Consider the following 13,962-nt stretch of genomic DNA (forward strand, 5'->3'; position numbering starts at 1 on the left):
ACCGTGCCCGCGCCCCGCCCGCAGCCCGACTCCCGCATCCCACAGGAGCCCCGAAATGGCCATCGAGGTCCGCATCCCGACCATCCTCCGCACCTACACCGACGGCGAGAAGGCCGTGCAGGGCGACGGCACCACGCTGGCGGAGCTGTTCGACGACCTGGAGTCCCGCCACACCGGTATCCGCGAGCGCCTGGTCGACGGCGGTGAGCTGCGCCGCTTCGTCAACGTCTACCTCAACGACGAGGACGTCCGCTTCCTCGACGGGATCACCACCAAGCTCGCCGACGGCGACAGCGTGACGATCCTGCCCGCCGTCGCCGGCGGCTCCGACGGCGCCCGTACGGAGCGCAGGGCCGGCGCCTGATGCGCTACGACAGCCCCCTCGCGGCCGTCGGCAACACGCCCCTGGTCCACCTGCCGCGCCTCTCCCCCGCCCCGGAGGTGCGGATCTGGGCGAAGCTGGAGGACCGCAACCCGACCGGCTCGGTGAAGGACCGCCCGGCGCTGTTCATGATCGAGCAGGCCGAGAAGGACGGCCGGCTGACCCCCGGCTGCACGATCCTGGAGCCGACCTCCGGCAACACCGGCATCTCGCTGGCCATGGCGGCCGGGCTCAAGGGCTACCGCATCGTCTGCGTGATGCCGGAGAACACCAGCGAGGAGCGCCGCCAGCTGCTCGCCATGTGGGGCGCGGAGATCATCTCCTCGCCGGCGGCCGGCGGCTCCAACACCGCCGTACGGGTCGCCAAGGAGCTGGCCGCCGAGCACCCGGACTGGGTGATGCTCTACCAGTACGGCAACCCGGACAACGCCGGCGCGCACTACGCCACCACCGGCCCGGAGATCCTGGCCGACCTGCCCTCCATCACGCACTTCGTGGCCGGCCTCGGCACCACGGGCACGCTCATGGGCGCCGGCCGGTTCCTGCGCGAGCAGCGCCCGGACGTGCAGATCGTGGCCGCCGAGCCGCGCTACGACGACCTCGTCTACGGGCTGCGCAACCTCGACGAGGGCTTCGTCCCCGAGCTGTACGACGAGTCCGTGCTCACCACCCGCTACTCGGTCGGCTCCGCGGACGCGGTCACCCGCACCCGCGAGCTGCTGCGCCAGGAGGGCATCTTCGCGGGCATCTCCACCGGGGCCTCGCTGCACGCCGCGATCGGCGTGGGCCGCAAGGCGGTACGGGCCGGGGAGCGCGCCGACATCGCCTTCCTCGTCGCGGACGGCGGCTGGAAGTACTTGTCGACGGGCATCTACACCGCCGCGACCGCGGAAGAGGCCGTCGAAGCGCTGCACGGGCAGCTCTGGGCCTAGCGGCCGGCGGCAGCGCGGAAGCGCACGGTACGGTGCGTTCGGCGGGCGGCGACGCCCGCCGAACGCACCGTCTCCGGCGCCCCGCCGCGTCCTCCGGCGGCCCGGCCCCGGCACCCTCCTGCGCCCTACGGCGCCTACCGGGCCTACTGCGCCCCGGCGGCGTACTCCGGCGCCGGCCCGCCGCCGCGGGCCTCGCCGCGCCTGCTCACCGCCCAGCCGGCCGACAGCAGCACGGCCCAGCAGGCGCCCACGTACAGCGAGACGCGGGCGTCGGCGTCCAGCGCCGTGAGCACGGTGACGAAGACGAGGAACGCCAGCGCGAGCCAGCTGCACACCGACCCGCCGGGCGCGGGGAACGAGGAGGCGGGCAGCCGGCCGGCGGCGACCCGGCGGCGGAAGCGGATGTGGCTGACGAGGATCATCGCCCAGGTCCAGATGCCGGCGGCGGTGGCCACGGACATGACGTACCCGAACGCCTTCTCCGGTACGAGGTAGTTGAGCACCACGCCGACCGACATGACCACGACCGACAGCGCGATGCCCGCGGCCGGCACCCGGCGGGCGCTGAGCCTGCCGAAGACCTTCGGCGCCTCGGAGTTGGCGGCCAGGGCGCGCAGCATGCGGCCGGTGGAGTACATGCCGGAGTTGCACGACGACAGGGCCGCGGTGAGCACGACGAAGTTGACGATGCCGGCCGCGAGCGGGATGCCGATCCTGCCGAAGGCCGCGACGAACGGGCTGACGCCGGCGCTGAACTCGGTCCACCGGACCACCGACAGGATGACGATCAGCGAGCCGACGTAGAAGAGGACGATCCGCCAGGGCAGCGTGTTGATCGCCTTGGGCAGGGTCTTCTCGGGGTTCGTGCTCTCGCCCGCGGTGACGCCGACGAGTTCGACGGCGAGGTAGGCGAACATCACACCCTGCAGCGTCATGAGGCTGTCACCGACGCCGTGCGGGAAGAAGCCGCCGTGGCTCCAGAGGTTGGCGGGGGTGGCGGCGTCACCGGCCGCGGAGAAGCCGAGGGTGAGCACGCCGACGCCGATGACGATCATGCCGATGATCGCGGTGACCTTGACCATCGAGAACCAGAACTCCAGCTCCCCGAAGATCTTCACCGAGATCAGGTTGACGCCGAAGAGGAGCAGCAGGAAGCCCAGCGCGCTGAGCCACTGCGGGACGGCGGGCCACCAGTAGTTGATGTAGATGGCGGCGGCCGTCAGCTCGGTCATGCCGGTGACCGCCCACATCAGCCAGTACGTCCAGCCGGTGACGTAGCCGAAGTACGGGCCGAGGAACTCGCGCGCGTACTCGGCGAAGCTGCCCGAGACCGGGCGGTAGAGCAGCAGTTCGCCCAGGGCCCGCATGATGAAGAAGATGACGAGGCCGGCGAGCGCGTACATGAAGACGAGGCTGGGGCCGGCCCTCTCGATGATCTTGCCGGCGCCGAGGAAGAGGCCCACTCCGATGGCGCCGCCGATGGCGATCATCTGGACCTGGCGGCTGCCCAGCCCGCGCTCGTAGCCCTCGTCGGCGGCCGGGGCCCCGCGGCCGCCCTCCGGGAGCTTCGCAGTGGTCATGTGGAGTTGCGCCCTTTCCCGTGCGGTCCCCGGACTGGAGCCTTACCACGGGAAAAGGGTGATTATGTGCAGATTAGTCCGTTGGCATGAGCGTCTCGACCAGCGTCTCCTGCAGCCCGCCCAGCCACAGGTACGCCATCACCATCGGCTTGCGCTCATCCTCGTCCGGCAGCCGGAACAGCACCTCGCCGTCGTCGTCGTCCCGGATGTCGAGCCGGGCGCCGATGGCCAGCCGCAGGTCGTTGAGCGTCCCGAGCCACTGCCGCGACTCCTCCGGACCGATCTTGAGCACCGCGCCGCCCTCGCCCTGCACGGCCAGCGAGTCGAGCCCGCGGACGACGGCCAGGGCGTTCTCGCGCTTGCTCTCCCGCAGGTCGGGCTCGGTGTAGCGGCGGAACTCCGCCGAGCGGGCCCGCTCCTCGTCGTCGGGGCCCTGGCCCGGTTCGCCGTACGCGTCCGGAAAGAGCCGCGCCAGCGCCGGGTCGGCCGGCGGCTTGCTGGGGCCCTCGGCGAAGAGCGCGTCCAGCGGGTCGGCGGGCTGCTCGGCGTCCGCGGGGGCGTCGCCGGGGCCGATCAGCTCCAGCAGCTGCACGGTCAGGGTGCGCAGGATGGAGATCTCCAGCTCGTCCAGCGCGACGGCGGCGCCGCCGCCCGGGACCGCCTCGAACTGCCCCGCCATCAGCGGTCCTGGGCCAGGGTGGCCCACAGGCCGTAGCCGTGCATGGCCTGCACGTCCCGCTCCATCTCCTCGCGGGTGCCGCTGGAGACGATGGCCCTCCCCTTGGTGTGTACGTCCATCATGAGCTTGCGTGCCTTCTCCCTGGGATATCCGAAGTACGCCTGGAAGACGTACGTCACGTAGCTCATGAGGTTCACCGGGTCGTTGTGGACGATCGTCACCCAGGGGACGTCCGGTTCAGGCACCGCCGCGGGTGACTGGGACTCGACGGTCTCCGGGCGCTCGATCTCCGTGGGTGCGACGCTCACGGTTGGCGGCAACTCCTCGTTGGCTCCGGCTGCGACCGCAGCCCTGACGCCCCCCATGCTGCCACCCCAGGCGGTGCCGCAGCCATTCGGACACCGGAAATCGTCAGAGTGACGAGTATGGGCGTAGGATCGAGCACATGTCGGAACTGAAGCTGCCGGTCACCGTCCCCTCGACGGCCCTCTTCACCGATCACTACGAGCTGACCATGGTCCAGGCCGCGCTGCACGCCGGCACCGCCGAGCGCCGCTCGGTCTTCGAGACCTTCACCCGCCGGCTGCCCGAGGGCCGCCGCTACGGCGTCGTGGCCGGCACCGGCCGGGTGCTGGACGCGCTGGAGAGCTTCCGCTTCGAGCCCGAGGTGCTGGCCTTCCTGCGCGCGCACGACGTGGTCGACGCCCCGACCCTCGACTGGCTGGCGGACTTCCGCTTCACCGGCGACATCTGGGGCTACCCCGAGGGCGAGGTCTACTTCCCCGGCTCTCCGGTGCTGCGGGTCGAGGGCACCTTCGCCGAGTGCGTGCTGCTGGAGACGGTGGTGCTGTCGATCCTCAACCACGACTCCGCCATCGCCGCCGCGGCCTCCCGGATGGCCGTCGCCGCCGGCGGCCGGCCGCTGATCGAGATGGGCGCCCGGCGCACCCACGAGCTGGCCGCGGTGGCCGCGTCCCGGGCCGCGTACGTCGGCGGCTTCACCTCCACCTCCGACCTGGCCGCCGGGTTCCGCTACGCGATCCCCACCGTGGGCACCGCCGCGCACGCCTTCACGCTGCTGCACGACAGCGAGCGGGACGCCTTCACCGCCCAGGTGGAGTCCATGGGCACGGGGACGACGCTGCTGGTCGACACGTACGACGTGGCCGCCGCGGTCCGCACCGCCGTGGCGGTCGCGGGGCCGGAGCTGGGCGCCGTGCGCATCGACTCCGGCGACCTGCTGCTGGTCGCGCACCGGGTCCGCCAGCAGCTCGACGAGCTGGGCGCGGACCGGACCCGGATCATCGTCACCAGCGACCTCGACGAGTACGCCATCGCCTCGCTCGCCGCCGCGCCGGTCGACGCGTACGGCGTCGGCACCCGGCTGGTCACCGGCAGCGGGCACCCGACGTGCTCGATGGTCTACAAGCTGGTGGCCCGCGCCGCCGCAGGCGGCCCGGACGCGCCGCTGGTGCCGGTGGCGAAGAAGGCCCAGGGCGGGAAGACGTCGGTCGGCGGGCGGAAGTGGGCGGCCCGGCGGCTCGACGCGGACGGCGTGGCGGAGGCCGAGGTCGTCGGCACCGGGGCGGTGCCCGCGGAGCTGGCGGGCCGGGAGCTGCTGGTGCCGCTGGTGCGCGGCGGCGAGGTCGTGGGGCGGGAGCCGATGGACGACGCCAGGGCGCGGCACGTCGAGGCCCGGGACGGGCTGCCGCTGTCCGCCACCCAGCTCTCCAGGGGCGAGCCGGTCCTGCCGACGGAGTACGTATGACCCCCGGGACAGCGGGCAGAGAACCGGGACGCGCAGCGCTTCGTTCCCCAGCGCTCCGTCCTTCCGACGCCGACTCACGAAGGGCATCGCACCATGCATCGGGCACTGATCGTCGTTGACGTGCAGAACGACTTCTGCGAGGGCGGCAGCATGGGGGTGACCGGCGGCGCGGACGTCGCCGCCGCGATCACCGACCTGATCGGCCGGTCCACCGCGGGCTACCAGCACGTCGTCGCCACCCGCGACCACCACATCGAGCCGGGCGACCACTTCTCCGCCCACCCCGACTTCGTCCACTCCTGGCCGCGGCACTGCGTCGCCGGCACGGAGGGCGTCGGGTTCCACCCGAACTTCGCGCCGGCCGTCGCCTCCGGCGCGATCTCCGCGGTCTTCGACAAGGGCGCGTACGCGGCCGCGTACAGCGGCTTCCAGGGCGCGGACGAGAACGGGATGCCGCTGGCGGACTGGCTGCGCGCCCGGGAGGTCACGGAGGTCGACGTCGTGGGCATCGCCACCGACCACTGCGTGAAGGCGACGGCGCTGGACGCGGCGGCGGCGGGCTTCCGCACGCAGGTGCTGCTGGACCTGACGGCCGGGGTGGCCGAGGACAGCACGCACACGGCGCTGGGTGAGCTGGCGGAGGCGGGTGTGGAGCTGACGGGCAAGCCGGTCGTCGGCTGACGCCGCGGCCCCGTGCGGGGCCCTGGGCGCGCGTACGCGGCCCGCGGGCCCGCGGCGCCGCCCGGCCGTGCCCGGCTCGCGTACCCGGCCCGCGCGGTCTACGTCGCCAGGCGGAGGAGGGCGCCGATCGGGTGCCAGGACTCCGTCTCGTCGTCGAGCGAGCCGCGCCAGACCAGGCCGTCGGGGTGGCAGAGCACGGCGGTCACCTCGTCGGGCGTGGGCGGGTGCGCGTTGCCGCGGAGGTAGACGGAGCGCAGGCCGAGGTTGCGCAGCCGGGTCAGGGCGCGGGCGCGGTTCCCGGCGTGGACGAGCACACGTATCCGCCGGCCCCCCACGGGAGCCGGCAGCCCGACGGCGACGACCATGCTGCCGTCCGGCAGCCTGGTGAATCCTCCGCCCATGGCGCTCCTCGGGTGACGTCTCGTCGGCCAGATGCTCACGCCATCTTTACGCGATCGGCCGCCGCCCCGCCAGGGGCAGCGGCCGATACGTCTCTGACCTGCGGCTTTACCGGATCACCGGACGGAGGGCCCCACCCGGACTGTCATGGTCCGGCCATGGCCGGGCTCCTTGACGATGGCGATCCTCGTGTTGGTGTCGGGCACCTGCACGCTGCCGCCCGGGTTCTCCTCGTTCCAGTACGTCCCCTTGTGGTCGTCGAAGACCGAGACCCCCCTCTTCGGCCGGATCTTTGCCGCCGCCCCGTCCCGGTGCAGGGTGAAGCCGTCGGTCCGCTTGGTGCTGAAGGTGGCGTCGTAGGTCTGGATGCGGTTGCGCATCACCGAGCCGTCGGCCCACCTCTCCGGCTCCGGGTGCGCGTCGACCGGCAGCACCAGGCCCTCGCCGGGGTGCACGCTGGTGCTGTTGTCCAGCTGCGAGGTGTCCCACAGCCACACCGCCAGGCCGTTCTGGTACGGGAAGTGCTCGACCCAGTCCGGCTTGTCGGTCACCCAGCCGAAGTTGTACGGGCCGCTCCGCAGCGTCCTGTCGTACGACACGTACTGCCGGTTCTCGGCGATGTAGTACTGCGGGTAGTCGTTGGTGAAGGACTCGCCGACGCGCGAGAAGACCTCCTCGCCGTCCGCCGTGATCGACAGCGCGTCGGCGGTGAAGCCCTTCTGCGCCACCCCGCCGTCGGTCTGGTAGCGGAAGCGCAGCTGGACCTCCTGGCCCGCGTAGGCGTCCAGCGGGTACACCAGGTCGCGGTACTCGCCGGAGACGCCGGTCAGCGCCGGCCGGTCGCCGCCGTCGCGCGGGATCTGCGCGCCGTTCGCGGTGCCGTCGAGCGGGGTGAAGCTGGCCCCGCCGTCCGTGGAGACCTCGGCGTAGAGGTAGTCGTAGTTCTCCTCGATGTCCCACCAGCCCTTGAGGCCCAGCGAGGCGGTGGACGCGCCGGTCAGGTCGACCGTGCGCGTCAGGGTGTTCGACAGGTCGTCGCCCATGCCGCTCCACCACTGCATCGCGCCCTCGGCGGGCGTGGTGACGGTGGTGGTGACGGCCTTCTCCGGCAGCTCCACTATGAGCGCCTGCGGCCTGCCGTGCCGCTGCTCCTCGGCGCGGCCGAGGGTGTGCTTCGAGCGCGTCGCCGCCGTGGCCGTCTCGTAGTCCAGCCAGCCGAGCTGCAGCTTGTCCCAGGCGGTCATGTCGCCGGGCAGGTCGCCGATGGCGTCCTCGCCCTGCACGCCGCCGCCGGCGGACTCGTCCTCGCCGGCGTGCACCAGCTGGAAGTGGTCGATTTGACTTGCTCCTCGGGCTGAAGCCCGAGGATTCTGGCCTTCCGTTCCGTTGCTGTGCCGCTACGCGGCACGGGGTTCGGACGGGAATCCGTGGCTTCCTGCTTCGTCGCGCGGTGCCGGGACGAGTCCTGGTCTTACCTGCGCTCCACAGGCTGTAACCGCCAGTCCGGCGGCCGTTTTGACGTTCTTCGCGGCGTTGTGGTCCCGGTCATGGACCGCACCACAGGCGCCACAGGTCCAGGTCCGGATGTGCAAGGGCTTCGGGCCGTCCTTGGCCCCGCACTGCGAGCAGACCTGGCTGGTCGGTGTGAACCGGCCGATCTTCACCAGGGTCCGCCCGTACCGAGCCGCTTTGTACTCCAGCATGTGCACGAACTGCGACCAGCCCGCGTCATGCACACTCTTCGCCAGCCTGGTGCGCGCCAGTCCTTTGACCGCCAGGTCCTCCACGCCGATCGCTTGGTTCTCGGAGATCAGCCGGGTGGAGAGCCGGTGGTGGAACTCACGGCGGGCGTCCGTCACTTGTGCATGGGCGCGGGCGACCTTGAGTCGCGCCTTCCCGCGGTTGCGGGATCCCTTCTGTTTGCGGGACAGCTCGCGCTGGGCCTTCTTCAGCTTCTTCTCCGCGCGGCGCAGGAACCTGGGAGAGTCGATCTTTGTACCGTCGGAGAGGACGGCGAAGTGCGTCAGCCCCAGGTCGATGCCGATGGTCTGGTCGGTGTCGGGCATCCGGGCGGCGTCGGCGGCGGGGTCGGTGTCGATGACGAAGGAGGCGAAGAACCTGCCGGCCGCGTCCTTGATGACGGTGACCGAGGTGGGTGTGGCGGGCAGGGTACGGGACCACTTCACCTTCACCGGGCCGATCTTCGGCAGGTTCAGCCGGCCGCTGTGGGTGAGGTGCCAGCGGGCGTTGGCGGTGAACCGGATCGACTGCCGGGCGTCCTTGCGGGACTTGAAGCGGGGCGCGCCGATCCTGGGGCCCTTGCGGGTGCCCCTGAGGGAGGCGAAGAAGTTGCGGTATGCGGTCTCGACGTCGCGCAGGGACTGCTGCAGGACGACCGCGGAGACCTCGCCCAGCCAGGAGCGTGAAGTCGTCTGCTTCGCCCGGGTGATCAGGCGGGTGGACAGCTCGCCGATCTTCGGGAACGGCTGCCGGGCCGCTCGGGCGTCCTCGCGGGCGTGCACCGCGTCGTTGAACACGACGCGGGCGCACCCGAACGCCTTCGCCAACGCCCTTTGCTGGCCGGAGTCCGGGTACAGCCTGAAGACGTACCGGAGCTGCATGACAGCCAGGCTACATACGTGGTTATGGGCGATATGCAGGAGATCAGAACTGGTCGGCACTGTGCTTTCGTGAAGCATGTGCACGTGGTCTTCGTGACCAGGTTCCGCCACAGAGTGTTCACCGATGCCCACGTGAGGCGCATGGAGGAACGGCAGTTTTTGACAACTTTCTGTGCCTGGTGTTCACGTTTGCGCTGTCCCTCCCGCGTCGCCGCACGAATAGGTGTGCCAGCATTCGACCGGAGTGAACAGAGAAATGACAGTCTTGACTTGGACACCTCAGAGGGCTACGGGGTTTCAGCAGCTGGGCCGGACGGGCCGGACTCCCTGGTGACACGGTTCCCCACCCCGGCATGACACCGTGCGCCCCCTCGTGCACCCCCCCGGTGGGTAAGGTCACGCTTACTTGCGTTCCCGGGCGGGCAACGCCTTGGGTAGTGGGGGGCGGCTGCATGCACGGGGCCGCCCTTCGGCACGTTCACCCGTCCGTACCGATGCTGAGCCCACCAGGGGGGCCGCCATGCCGCGTCCGACTCTCTCCCAACTCCTCTACGGGTCGGCCACAGTCATCGCCTCAGCGGCAGCCATGCTGTTGCTCACGCAGGCCGGCGCAGCCATCGCCCTCGTGGCGATCTGCGTCATCGCCCTGGCGCTCGGTGTGCTCGTCGCACTGACCGCCCCCTCGCCGCGCGCCAGCCGCGCCGCCACCGCCGTCGAGGCGGAGCCGGTCGTCGTGCCGCGGCCCGAGGGAATCGCCGCACCCGCGGCGGACCGGCGACCGGTCGGCGCGCAGCCCGCGCAACGCTGAGACGGTACGGCGCCCGCGAGGGCGCCGACGGGGGAACGGCCGAGAGACCGACAGAGGCGGCCGGCGACCTGCTGACAGGTCGCCGGCCGCTTCGGTGCGCCGGTCGCGTCACGGCGTGAAGCGCTGCCCCTGGGTGGAGACCACCACGGTCTTGGCCGCCTTGTCGTGCACGCACTGGCGGTACGGCTTGTCCCAGGTGCAGGACAGCACGTTGTAGAGCCAGAACAGGGTGCCGATGCACGGCACGAGCTGCGGCAGCGAGTAGACGGCGGCGCGGATCCAGCCCGGGTTCCCGGCGGGGACCGCACCGTTCTCCAGCATGCCGACGCGGATGCCCATGAGCTTCTTGCCGACGGTCTGGCCGCTGCGGGTGAGCATCAGGCCCTCGTACACCAGGTAGACGAGCATGCCGAACAGGCCCCAGCCGTACTGGGAGCCGGTGGCGTCGGAGTCGCCGAAGTCGTCGATGCGGCCGATGAGGGTGAGGAAGACCGACACCGGGATGTAGACCACCAGCGCGTCGATGATGCGCGCCAGCAGCCGGCGGCCGAGGCCGGCGAGCGGCGGCATCCCGGCGAGCCGCGGATCGGGGGCGCCGTACGCGGCGCCGCCGTAGCCGGCGCCGCCCGTGTCGCCGCCGCCGTACGTGGGCGGGGGCGGGGGCATCGCGCCGGGGGGCTGGTCGTACGGGGAGCCGCCGGAGGGCCGGTCGTAGGGGGAGCCGCCCGAGGGGGAGCCGGGGCCGTCGGGCCGGGTGCCGCCCGCACCGGACGATGTGGCGCCCGGACCGGGAGGCGGGACGGCGCCGGGACCCGACGACGAGGTGGCGTCCGGGCCCGTGGGCGGGACGGCGCCCGGCCCGGCGGACGACGGGGCCGCGACCCAGCTCATACCCCCGGTCGGCGCCGCACCGCCGCCGGGCCCCGCGGGCGACGCCGACGACACCCAGCTCATCCAGCCGCTCTCCGGCCCGTACGAGGCCCCCGGGCCCGGCGCCTACGACCCGCAGGCCGCCGCCGCACCCCGGCCGGCCCGCCCGCTCAGTACGTGAGGCCGTGTCCCGTCGGGTACAGGTCCGAGCCCGTCGCCCCCGGCTCCGGGATCGCCACCGGCAGCCGCCCCGTCGGGCGCAGGTCGCCGTAGAGCGCGTCGACCGCGCGGGTCAGCACCCCCGCGCCCGTGCCGTACGTGCACAGGTACGCCGGCGCCTCCGGGAACCGCCGCAGGTCGTACGGATTCCGTACCGCCACCACCACGACCGGCGTCCCCGCCGCCAGCAGCTCCCGCACCAGCGCCGCCTGCGCGGCGCCCCGCTCCGCCGCCGGCGCCCCGCCGGCCGCCGCGTGGGTGCCGACCAGCACCAGGTCGTGCGCCCGCGCCGCGGCCACGGCCGCGTCGATCACCGCCGGCGACGGCGTGCCGCCGGTCGCCAGCACCGTCGCGGTCTGCCCGCTCCGCGCGCCGACGGCCCGCGCCAGCCGGTCCAGCGCCGGCGACGACGACGTCTGCCACCCGGCGACCAGCACCCGCCGCGCCCCCGCGGCCAGCGGCAGCAGCCCCGCGTCGTTCTTGACCAGCGTCACCGCCCGCCCGGTGACCGCCCGCGCGTCCGCGAGGTGCCCGGCGTTCCCGACGACCTGCTCCGCCCGGCGCTCGCTGACGAACGGGCCGAAGAACAGCCCCTCCTCGATCTTGCGGGCCAGGATGCGCACCACCGACTCCTCCAGCCGCCGCCCGCTGATCTCCCCGCCGCGCACGGCCGCGAGCACCGCCGCGTACGCGACGTCCGTCTCGGGCGGCAGCACCAGCATGTCCGCGCCCGCCGCGAACGCCGCCACCGGCGCCCGGTCCGGCGGGTACTGGGACGTGGCGCCGCGCATGTCCAGCGCGTCCGTGACGATCAGTCCTTCGAAGCCCAGCTCCTCGCGGAGCAGCCCGGTCAGGATGCGGTGCGACATGGTGGCGGGCACGCCCTCGTCGAGGGCCGGGACGAGGATGTGCGCGGTCATCACGGTTTCCAGGCCCGCGGCGATCGCGGCCCGGAACGGCGGCAGGTCCAGCTCGTGGAGCTGCGCCAGCGTGTGCTCGATGCGCGGCAGCCGGAAGTGGCTGTCCTCGCCCGTGTCGCCGTGGCCGGGGAAGTGCTTGGCGGCGGAGGCGACGCCGCCGCGGCGGTGCCCGCGTACGGCCGCCGCGACCATGCGGGCGACCTGCCGCGGGTCGGCGCCGTAGGAGCGCAGGCCGATGACGGGGTTGTCGGGGTTGACGTTGACGTCGGCGACGGGCGCGTAGTTCTGGTTGATGCCCAGCGCGGCCAGCTCGCGCCCGGTGATCTCGGCGGCGCGGTGGACGTCGGCGGCGGCGTACGTGGCGCCCAGCGCCATGCTGCCGGGCAGCTCGGTGGCCGGCGGGACGGGCAGCCGGCGCACGAGGCCGCTCTCCTGGTCGGTGGAGATGATCAGCGGAACGCCGCGGGCCTGTGCCAGCGAGGCGCGCTGCAGGCCGTTGGAGAGCCGGGCGATCTGGCCGGGGTCGCGGAGGTTGTCGTCGCCGCGGCCGCTGAAGTAGATGACGGCGCCGGGGCGGTACTTGCGTACGACCTCGGCCGGGGTGCGGACGCCGTAGCGCCGCTCGTTGACGGCCGCGGCGGCGTCGGTGACGTCGTCCGCGTCCTGGCCGGCGACCTCGACCACGAAGAGCTGGCCGACCTTCTCCGTCAGGGACATCCGGCGGGCCAGCGCCCTGGCCAGCAGCCGGGCGGGCGAACCGGAACCGGCCCCGCCGCCGGAGCGGGCGACGGCGGGGCCGGTGGCGGACGCGCCGGCGCCGAGCGCCGCCGCGGTGCCGAGCAGGCCGGTGACGGCCCGTCTGCGCGTGGTGGTTGACCGCGTGAACCGCATGATGAGAACACTCCTCAGCCGTCGGGTGTGCTGCGTGGGCATCGGTGGCCGGCCGACGGGGCTGCTCCCCCAGTGGAGGCCGCCGAGGAGAACTCGGCCGCGGAGTCTGGCAACGGCGCGGGGACACGTCAATACGTCTGCGCGGGCGGTGCCGCCTTCCTGCCACGGCACACGGCTCCCGCCCGCCCCGCGGACGGGGTCCCGCGCGCCCGGTTCACCAGCTGATGCCGGCGGCCACCGGAAGGTGGTCGCTGTCCGTCGCCGGCAGCACCCGGGCGCTCCTCGGCTCCACGCCGCGTACGAGGATCTGGTCGATCCGCGCCACCGGGAAGCCGGCCGGCCAGGTGAAGCCGAAGCCGTTCCCGGCCGCCTCCTGGACCGAGCACAGCTGTCCGGTGAGACCGTCGAACGCACGGTCGTCCATGGTGCCGTTCAGATCGCCGAGCACCACGACCCGCTCGGCCGGCTCGGCGGCGACGGCCCCGGCGAGCGCCCGCGCGCCCGCGTCGCGCTGCCCGGTCGACAGCCCCGCCCGGGGGTTGACGCGTACGGACCCCAGGTGGGCCACGTACACCGCGAGCGTCCCGCGGCCGGTGGCCACCGTGGTGCGCAGCGCACGGGACGGGTACATCGCGATGTCGACCGTGCGCGTGTCCGACAGCGGCAGCCTGCTCCACAGCCCGACCGTGCCCCGCACGGTGTGGTACGGGTACGTCTTCGCCAGCTCCGCCTCGTACACCGGCCGGGCCGCCGGGGGCACCTCCTGCAGCGCCAGCACGTCCGCGCCGGAGGCGGCCAGCTCGCGGGCGGTGCCGGCCGGGTCGGGGTTGGCGGCGCCGACGTTGTGGCCGGCCACCGTGAGGTCGCTGCCCGGCCGGGACTTGTCGGCCAGCAGCCCGCCGAAGAGGCTCAGCCACACCGTGACCGGCAGCACCAGCGCGACCACCGCGGTCGCCGAGCGGCGCCACAGCGCCCCGGCGAGCAGCGGCACGACGAAGGCGCCGAACCACGGCAGGAAGGTCTCCACCAGGCTGCCGGCGTTCCCGGCCCGGTTCGGGATCTGCGCGTGCAGCATCATGAGCAGGCCGAGCAGCAGCGCCAGCGCCGCGAGCACGAGGCCGCGCCGCCAGGGTGCGGGGCCGCGGAGGGCGCGGGCCGCGCCGCGCGGGCCGGCGGCGAGGCGGGTGCGGAGGCCCGCCGGGCGGCGGTCGC

The 13,962-nt window shown here is 73.1% G+C and carries 14 protein-coding genes and 1 pseudogene; 6 read left to right on the forward strand and 9 right to left on the reverse strand.

From position 1 onward, the window contains the following. Nucleotides 1-55: 55 nt before the first annotated feature. Entirely contained in the window at nt 56-364 is a 309-nt protein-coding gene (locus ABD317_RS07000) for a MoaD/ThiS family protein (protein WP_027754311.1), read from the forward strand. Next, entirely contained in the window at nt 364-1,314 is a 951-nt protein-coding gene (locus ABD317_RS07005) for a PLP-dependent cysteine synthase family protein (protein ID WP_344288898.1), read from the forward strand. Before ABD317_RS07000 ends, ABD317_RS07005 begins: the two co-directional genes overlap by 1 nt. Before the next feature lie 143 nt (nt 1,315-1,457). Here ABD317_RS07005 and ABD317_RS07010 read toward each other — a convergent pair whose 3' ends face one another. The 3 genes from ABD317_RS07010 to clpS all read right to left on the reverse strand — a co-directional run bounded on the left by ABD317_RS07010 (nt 1,458) and on the right by clpS (nt 3,938). Next, nucleotides 1,458-2,894 (reverse strand): amino acid permease, encoded by a 1,437-nt coding sequence (locus ABD317_RS07010; RefSeq protein ID WP_344288900.1) that lies wholly within the window; start codon nt 2,892-2,894, stop codon nt 1,458-1,460. 73 nt (nt 2,895-2,967) lie between these two features. Further along, on the reverse strand, nt 2,968-3,573 hold the full coding sequence (locus tag ABD317_RS07015) for a DUF2017 domain-containing protein (protein ID WP_344288902.1): 606 nt from the start codon (nt 3,571-3,573) through the stop codon (nt 2,968-2,970). Beyond that, entirely contained in the window at nt 3,573-3,938 is a 366-nt protein-coding gene (clpS, locus tag ABD317_RS07020; protein WP_199789009.1) for an ATP-dependent Clp protease adapter ClpS, read from the reverse strand. The genes ABD317_RS07015 and clpS overlap by 1 nt, the downstream gene beginning before the upstream one ends. An 80-nt stretch (nt 3,939-4,018) precedes the next feature. Between clpS and ABD317_RS07025 the strand changes: the two genes are divergently transcribed. Together ABD317_RS07025 and ABD317_RS07030 are read left to right on the forward strand one after the other, a co-directional pair. Continuing rightward, a complete protein-coding gene (locus tag ABD317_RS07025; RefSeq protein ID WP_344288904.1) occupies nt 4,019-5,341 on the forward strand; it encodes a nicotinate phosphoribosyltransferase in 1,323 nt (440 codons plus the stop codon). Between the two features lie 93 nt (nt 5,342-5,434). Then, on the forward strand, nt 5,435-6,022 hold the full coding sequence (locus ABD317_RS07030; RefSeq protein ID WP_027754317.1) for an isochorismatase family protein: 588 nt from the start codon (nt 5,435-5,437) through the stop codon (nt 6,020-6,022). 98 nt (nt 6,023-6,120) lie between these two features. Here ABD317_RS07030 and ABD317_RS07035 read toward each other — a convergent pair whose 3' ends face one another. From ABD317_RS07035 to ABD317_RS07045, 3 genes and pseudogenes are all read right to left on the reverse strand, one after another. Beyond that, nucleotides 6,121-6,423 (reverse strand): hypothetical protein, encoded by a 303-nt coding sequence (locus ABD317_RS07035; protein ID WP_344288906.1) that lies wholly within the window; start codon nt 6,421-6,423, stop codon nt 6,121-6,123. Between the two features lie 114 nt (nt 6,424-6,537). After that, nucleotides 6,538-7,758 (reverse strand): annotated as a pseudogene (locus ABD317_RS07040) (immune inhibitor A domain-containing protein); the annotation flags it as partial. 60 nt (nt 7,759-7,818) lie between these two features. Further along, complete coding sequence (locus tag ABD317_RS07045) at nt 7,819-9,042, reverse strand: RNA-guided endonuclease InsQ/TnpB family protein (RefSeq protein WP_344288908.1); 1,224 nt, start codon at nt 9,040-9,042, stop codon at nt 7,819-7,821. Between the two features lie 520 nt (nt 9,043-9,562). On the opposite strand from ABD317_RS07045, the gene ABD317_RS07050 reads away from it, so the two are divergent. Continuing rightward, on the forward strand, nt 9,563-9,850 hold the full coding sequence (locus tag ABD317_RS07050; RefSeq protein ID WP_027754320.1) for a hypothetical protein: 288 nt from the start codon (nt 9,563-9,565) through the stop codon (nt 9,848-9,850). 108 nt (nt 9,851-9,958) lie between these two features. Here ABD317_RS07050 and ABD317_RS07055 read toward each other — a convergent pair whose 3' ends face one another. Further along, nucleotides 9,959-10,516: an RDD family protein gene (locus ABD317_RS07055; RefSeq protein WP_344288910.1), complete on the reverse strand. Its 558-nt coding sequence runs from the start codon at nt 10,514-10,516 to the stop codon at nt 9,959-9,961. Between the two features lie 172 nt (nt 10,517-10,688). Here ABD317_RS07055 and ABD317_RS07060 point away from each other — a divergent pair, with 172 nt between their 5' ends. Further along, a complete protein-coding gene (locus ABD317_RS07060) occupies nt 10,689-10,901 on the forward strand; it encodes a hypothetical protein (protein WP_344288911.1) in 213 nt (70 codons plus the stop codon). Here ABD317_RS07060 and ABD317_RS07065 read toward each other — a convergent pair. Next, nucleotides 10,891-12,750 carry a glycoside hydrolase family 3 protein gene (locus ABD317_RS07065; RefSeq protein ID WP_344288913.1) on the reverse strand — a complete coding sequence of 620 codons (1,860 nt, stop codon included), beginning with the start codon at nt 12,748-12,750 and terminating at the stop codon, nt 10,891-10,893. The genes ABD317_RS07060 and ABD317_RS07065 overlap by 11 nt on opposite strands. A gap of 214 nt (nt 12,751-12,964) precedes the next feature. After that, entirely contained in the window at nt 12,965-13,864 is a 900-nt protein-coding gene (locus ABD317_RS07070) for an endonuclease/exonuclease/phosphatase family protein (protein ID WP_344288915.1), read from the reverse strand. Between the last annotated feature and the right edge of the window lie 98 nt (nt 13,865-13,962).

Source organism: Streptomyces synnematoformans (assembly GCF_039531005.1).
Lineage (GTDB): Bacteria > Actinomycetota > Actinomycetes > Streptomycetales > Streptomycetaceae > Streptomyces > Streptomyces synnematoformans.

Excerpts from the sequence above, each read along its gene's own strand:
- ABD317_RS07000 (WP_027754311.1), top strand. The coding sequence starts at position 56 with ATGGCCATCGAGGTCCGCATCCCGACCATCCTCCGCACCTACACCGAC.
- ABD317_RS07005 (WP_344288898.1), top strand. The coding sequence starts at position 364 with ATGCGCTACGACAGCCCCCTCGCGGCCGTCGGCAACACGCCCCTGGTC.
- ABD317_RS07010 (WP_344288900.1), bottom strand. The coding sequence starts at position 2,894 with ATGACCACTGCGAAGCTCCCGGAGGGCGGCCGCGGGGCCCCGGCCGCC.
- ABD317_RS07015 (WP_344288902.1), bottom strand. The coding sequence starts at position 3,573 with ATGGCGGGGCAGTTCGAGGCGGTCCCGGGCGGCGGCGCCGCCGTCGCG.
- clpS (WP_199789009.1), bottom strand. The coding sequence starts at position 3,938 with ATGGGGGGCGTCAGGGCTGCGGTCGCAGCCGGAGCCAACGAGGAGTTG.
- ABD317_RS07025 (WP_344288904.1), top strand. The coding sequence starts at position 4,019 with ATGTCGGAACTGAAGCTGCCGGTCACCGTCCCCTCGACGGCCCTCTTC.
- ABD317_RS07030 (WP_027754317.1), top strand. The coding sequence starts at position 5,435 with ATGCATCGGGCACTGATCGTCGTTGACGTGCAGAACGACTTCTGCGAG.
- ABD317_RS07035 (WP_344288906.1), bottom strand. The coding sequence starts at position 6,423 with ATGGGCGGAGGATTCACCAGGCTGCCGGACGGCAGCATGGTCGTCGCC.
- ABD317_RS07045 (WP_344288908.1), bottom strand. The coding sequence starts at position 9,042 with ATGCAGCTCCGGTACGTCTTCAGGCTGTACCCGGACTCCGGCCAGCAA.
- ABD317_RS07050 (WP_027754320.1), top strand. The coding sequence starts at position 9,563 with ATGCCGCGTCCGACTCTCTCCCAACTCCTCTACGGGTCGGCCACAGTC.
- ABD317_RS07055 (WP_344288910.1), bottom strand. The coding sequence starts at position 10,516 with ATGCCCCCGCCCCCGCCCACGTACGGCGGCGGCGACACGGGCGGCGCC.
- ABD317_RS07065 (WP_344288913.1), bottom strand. The coding sequence starts at position 12,750 with ATGCGGTTCACGCGGTCAACCACCACGCGCAGACGGGCCGTCACCGGC.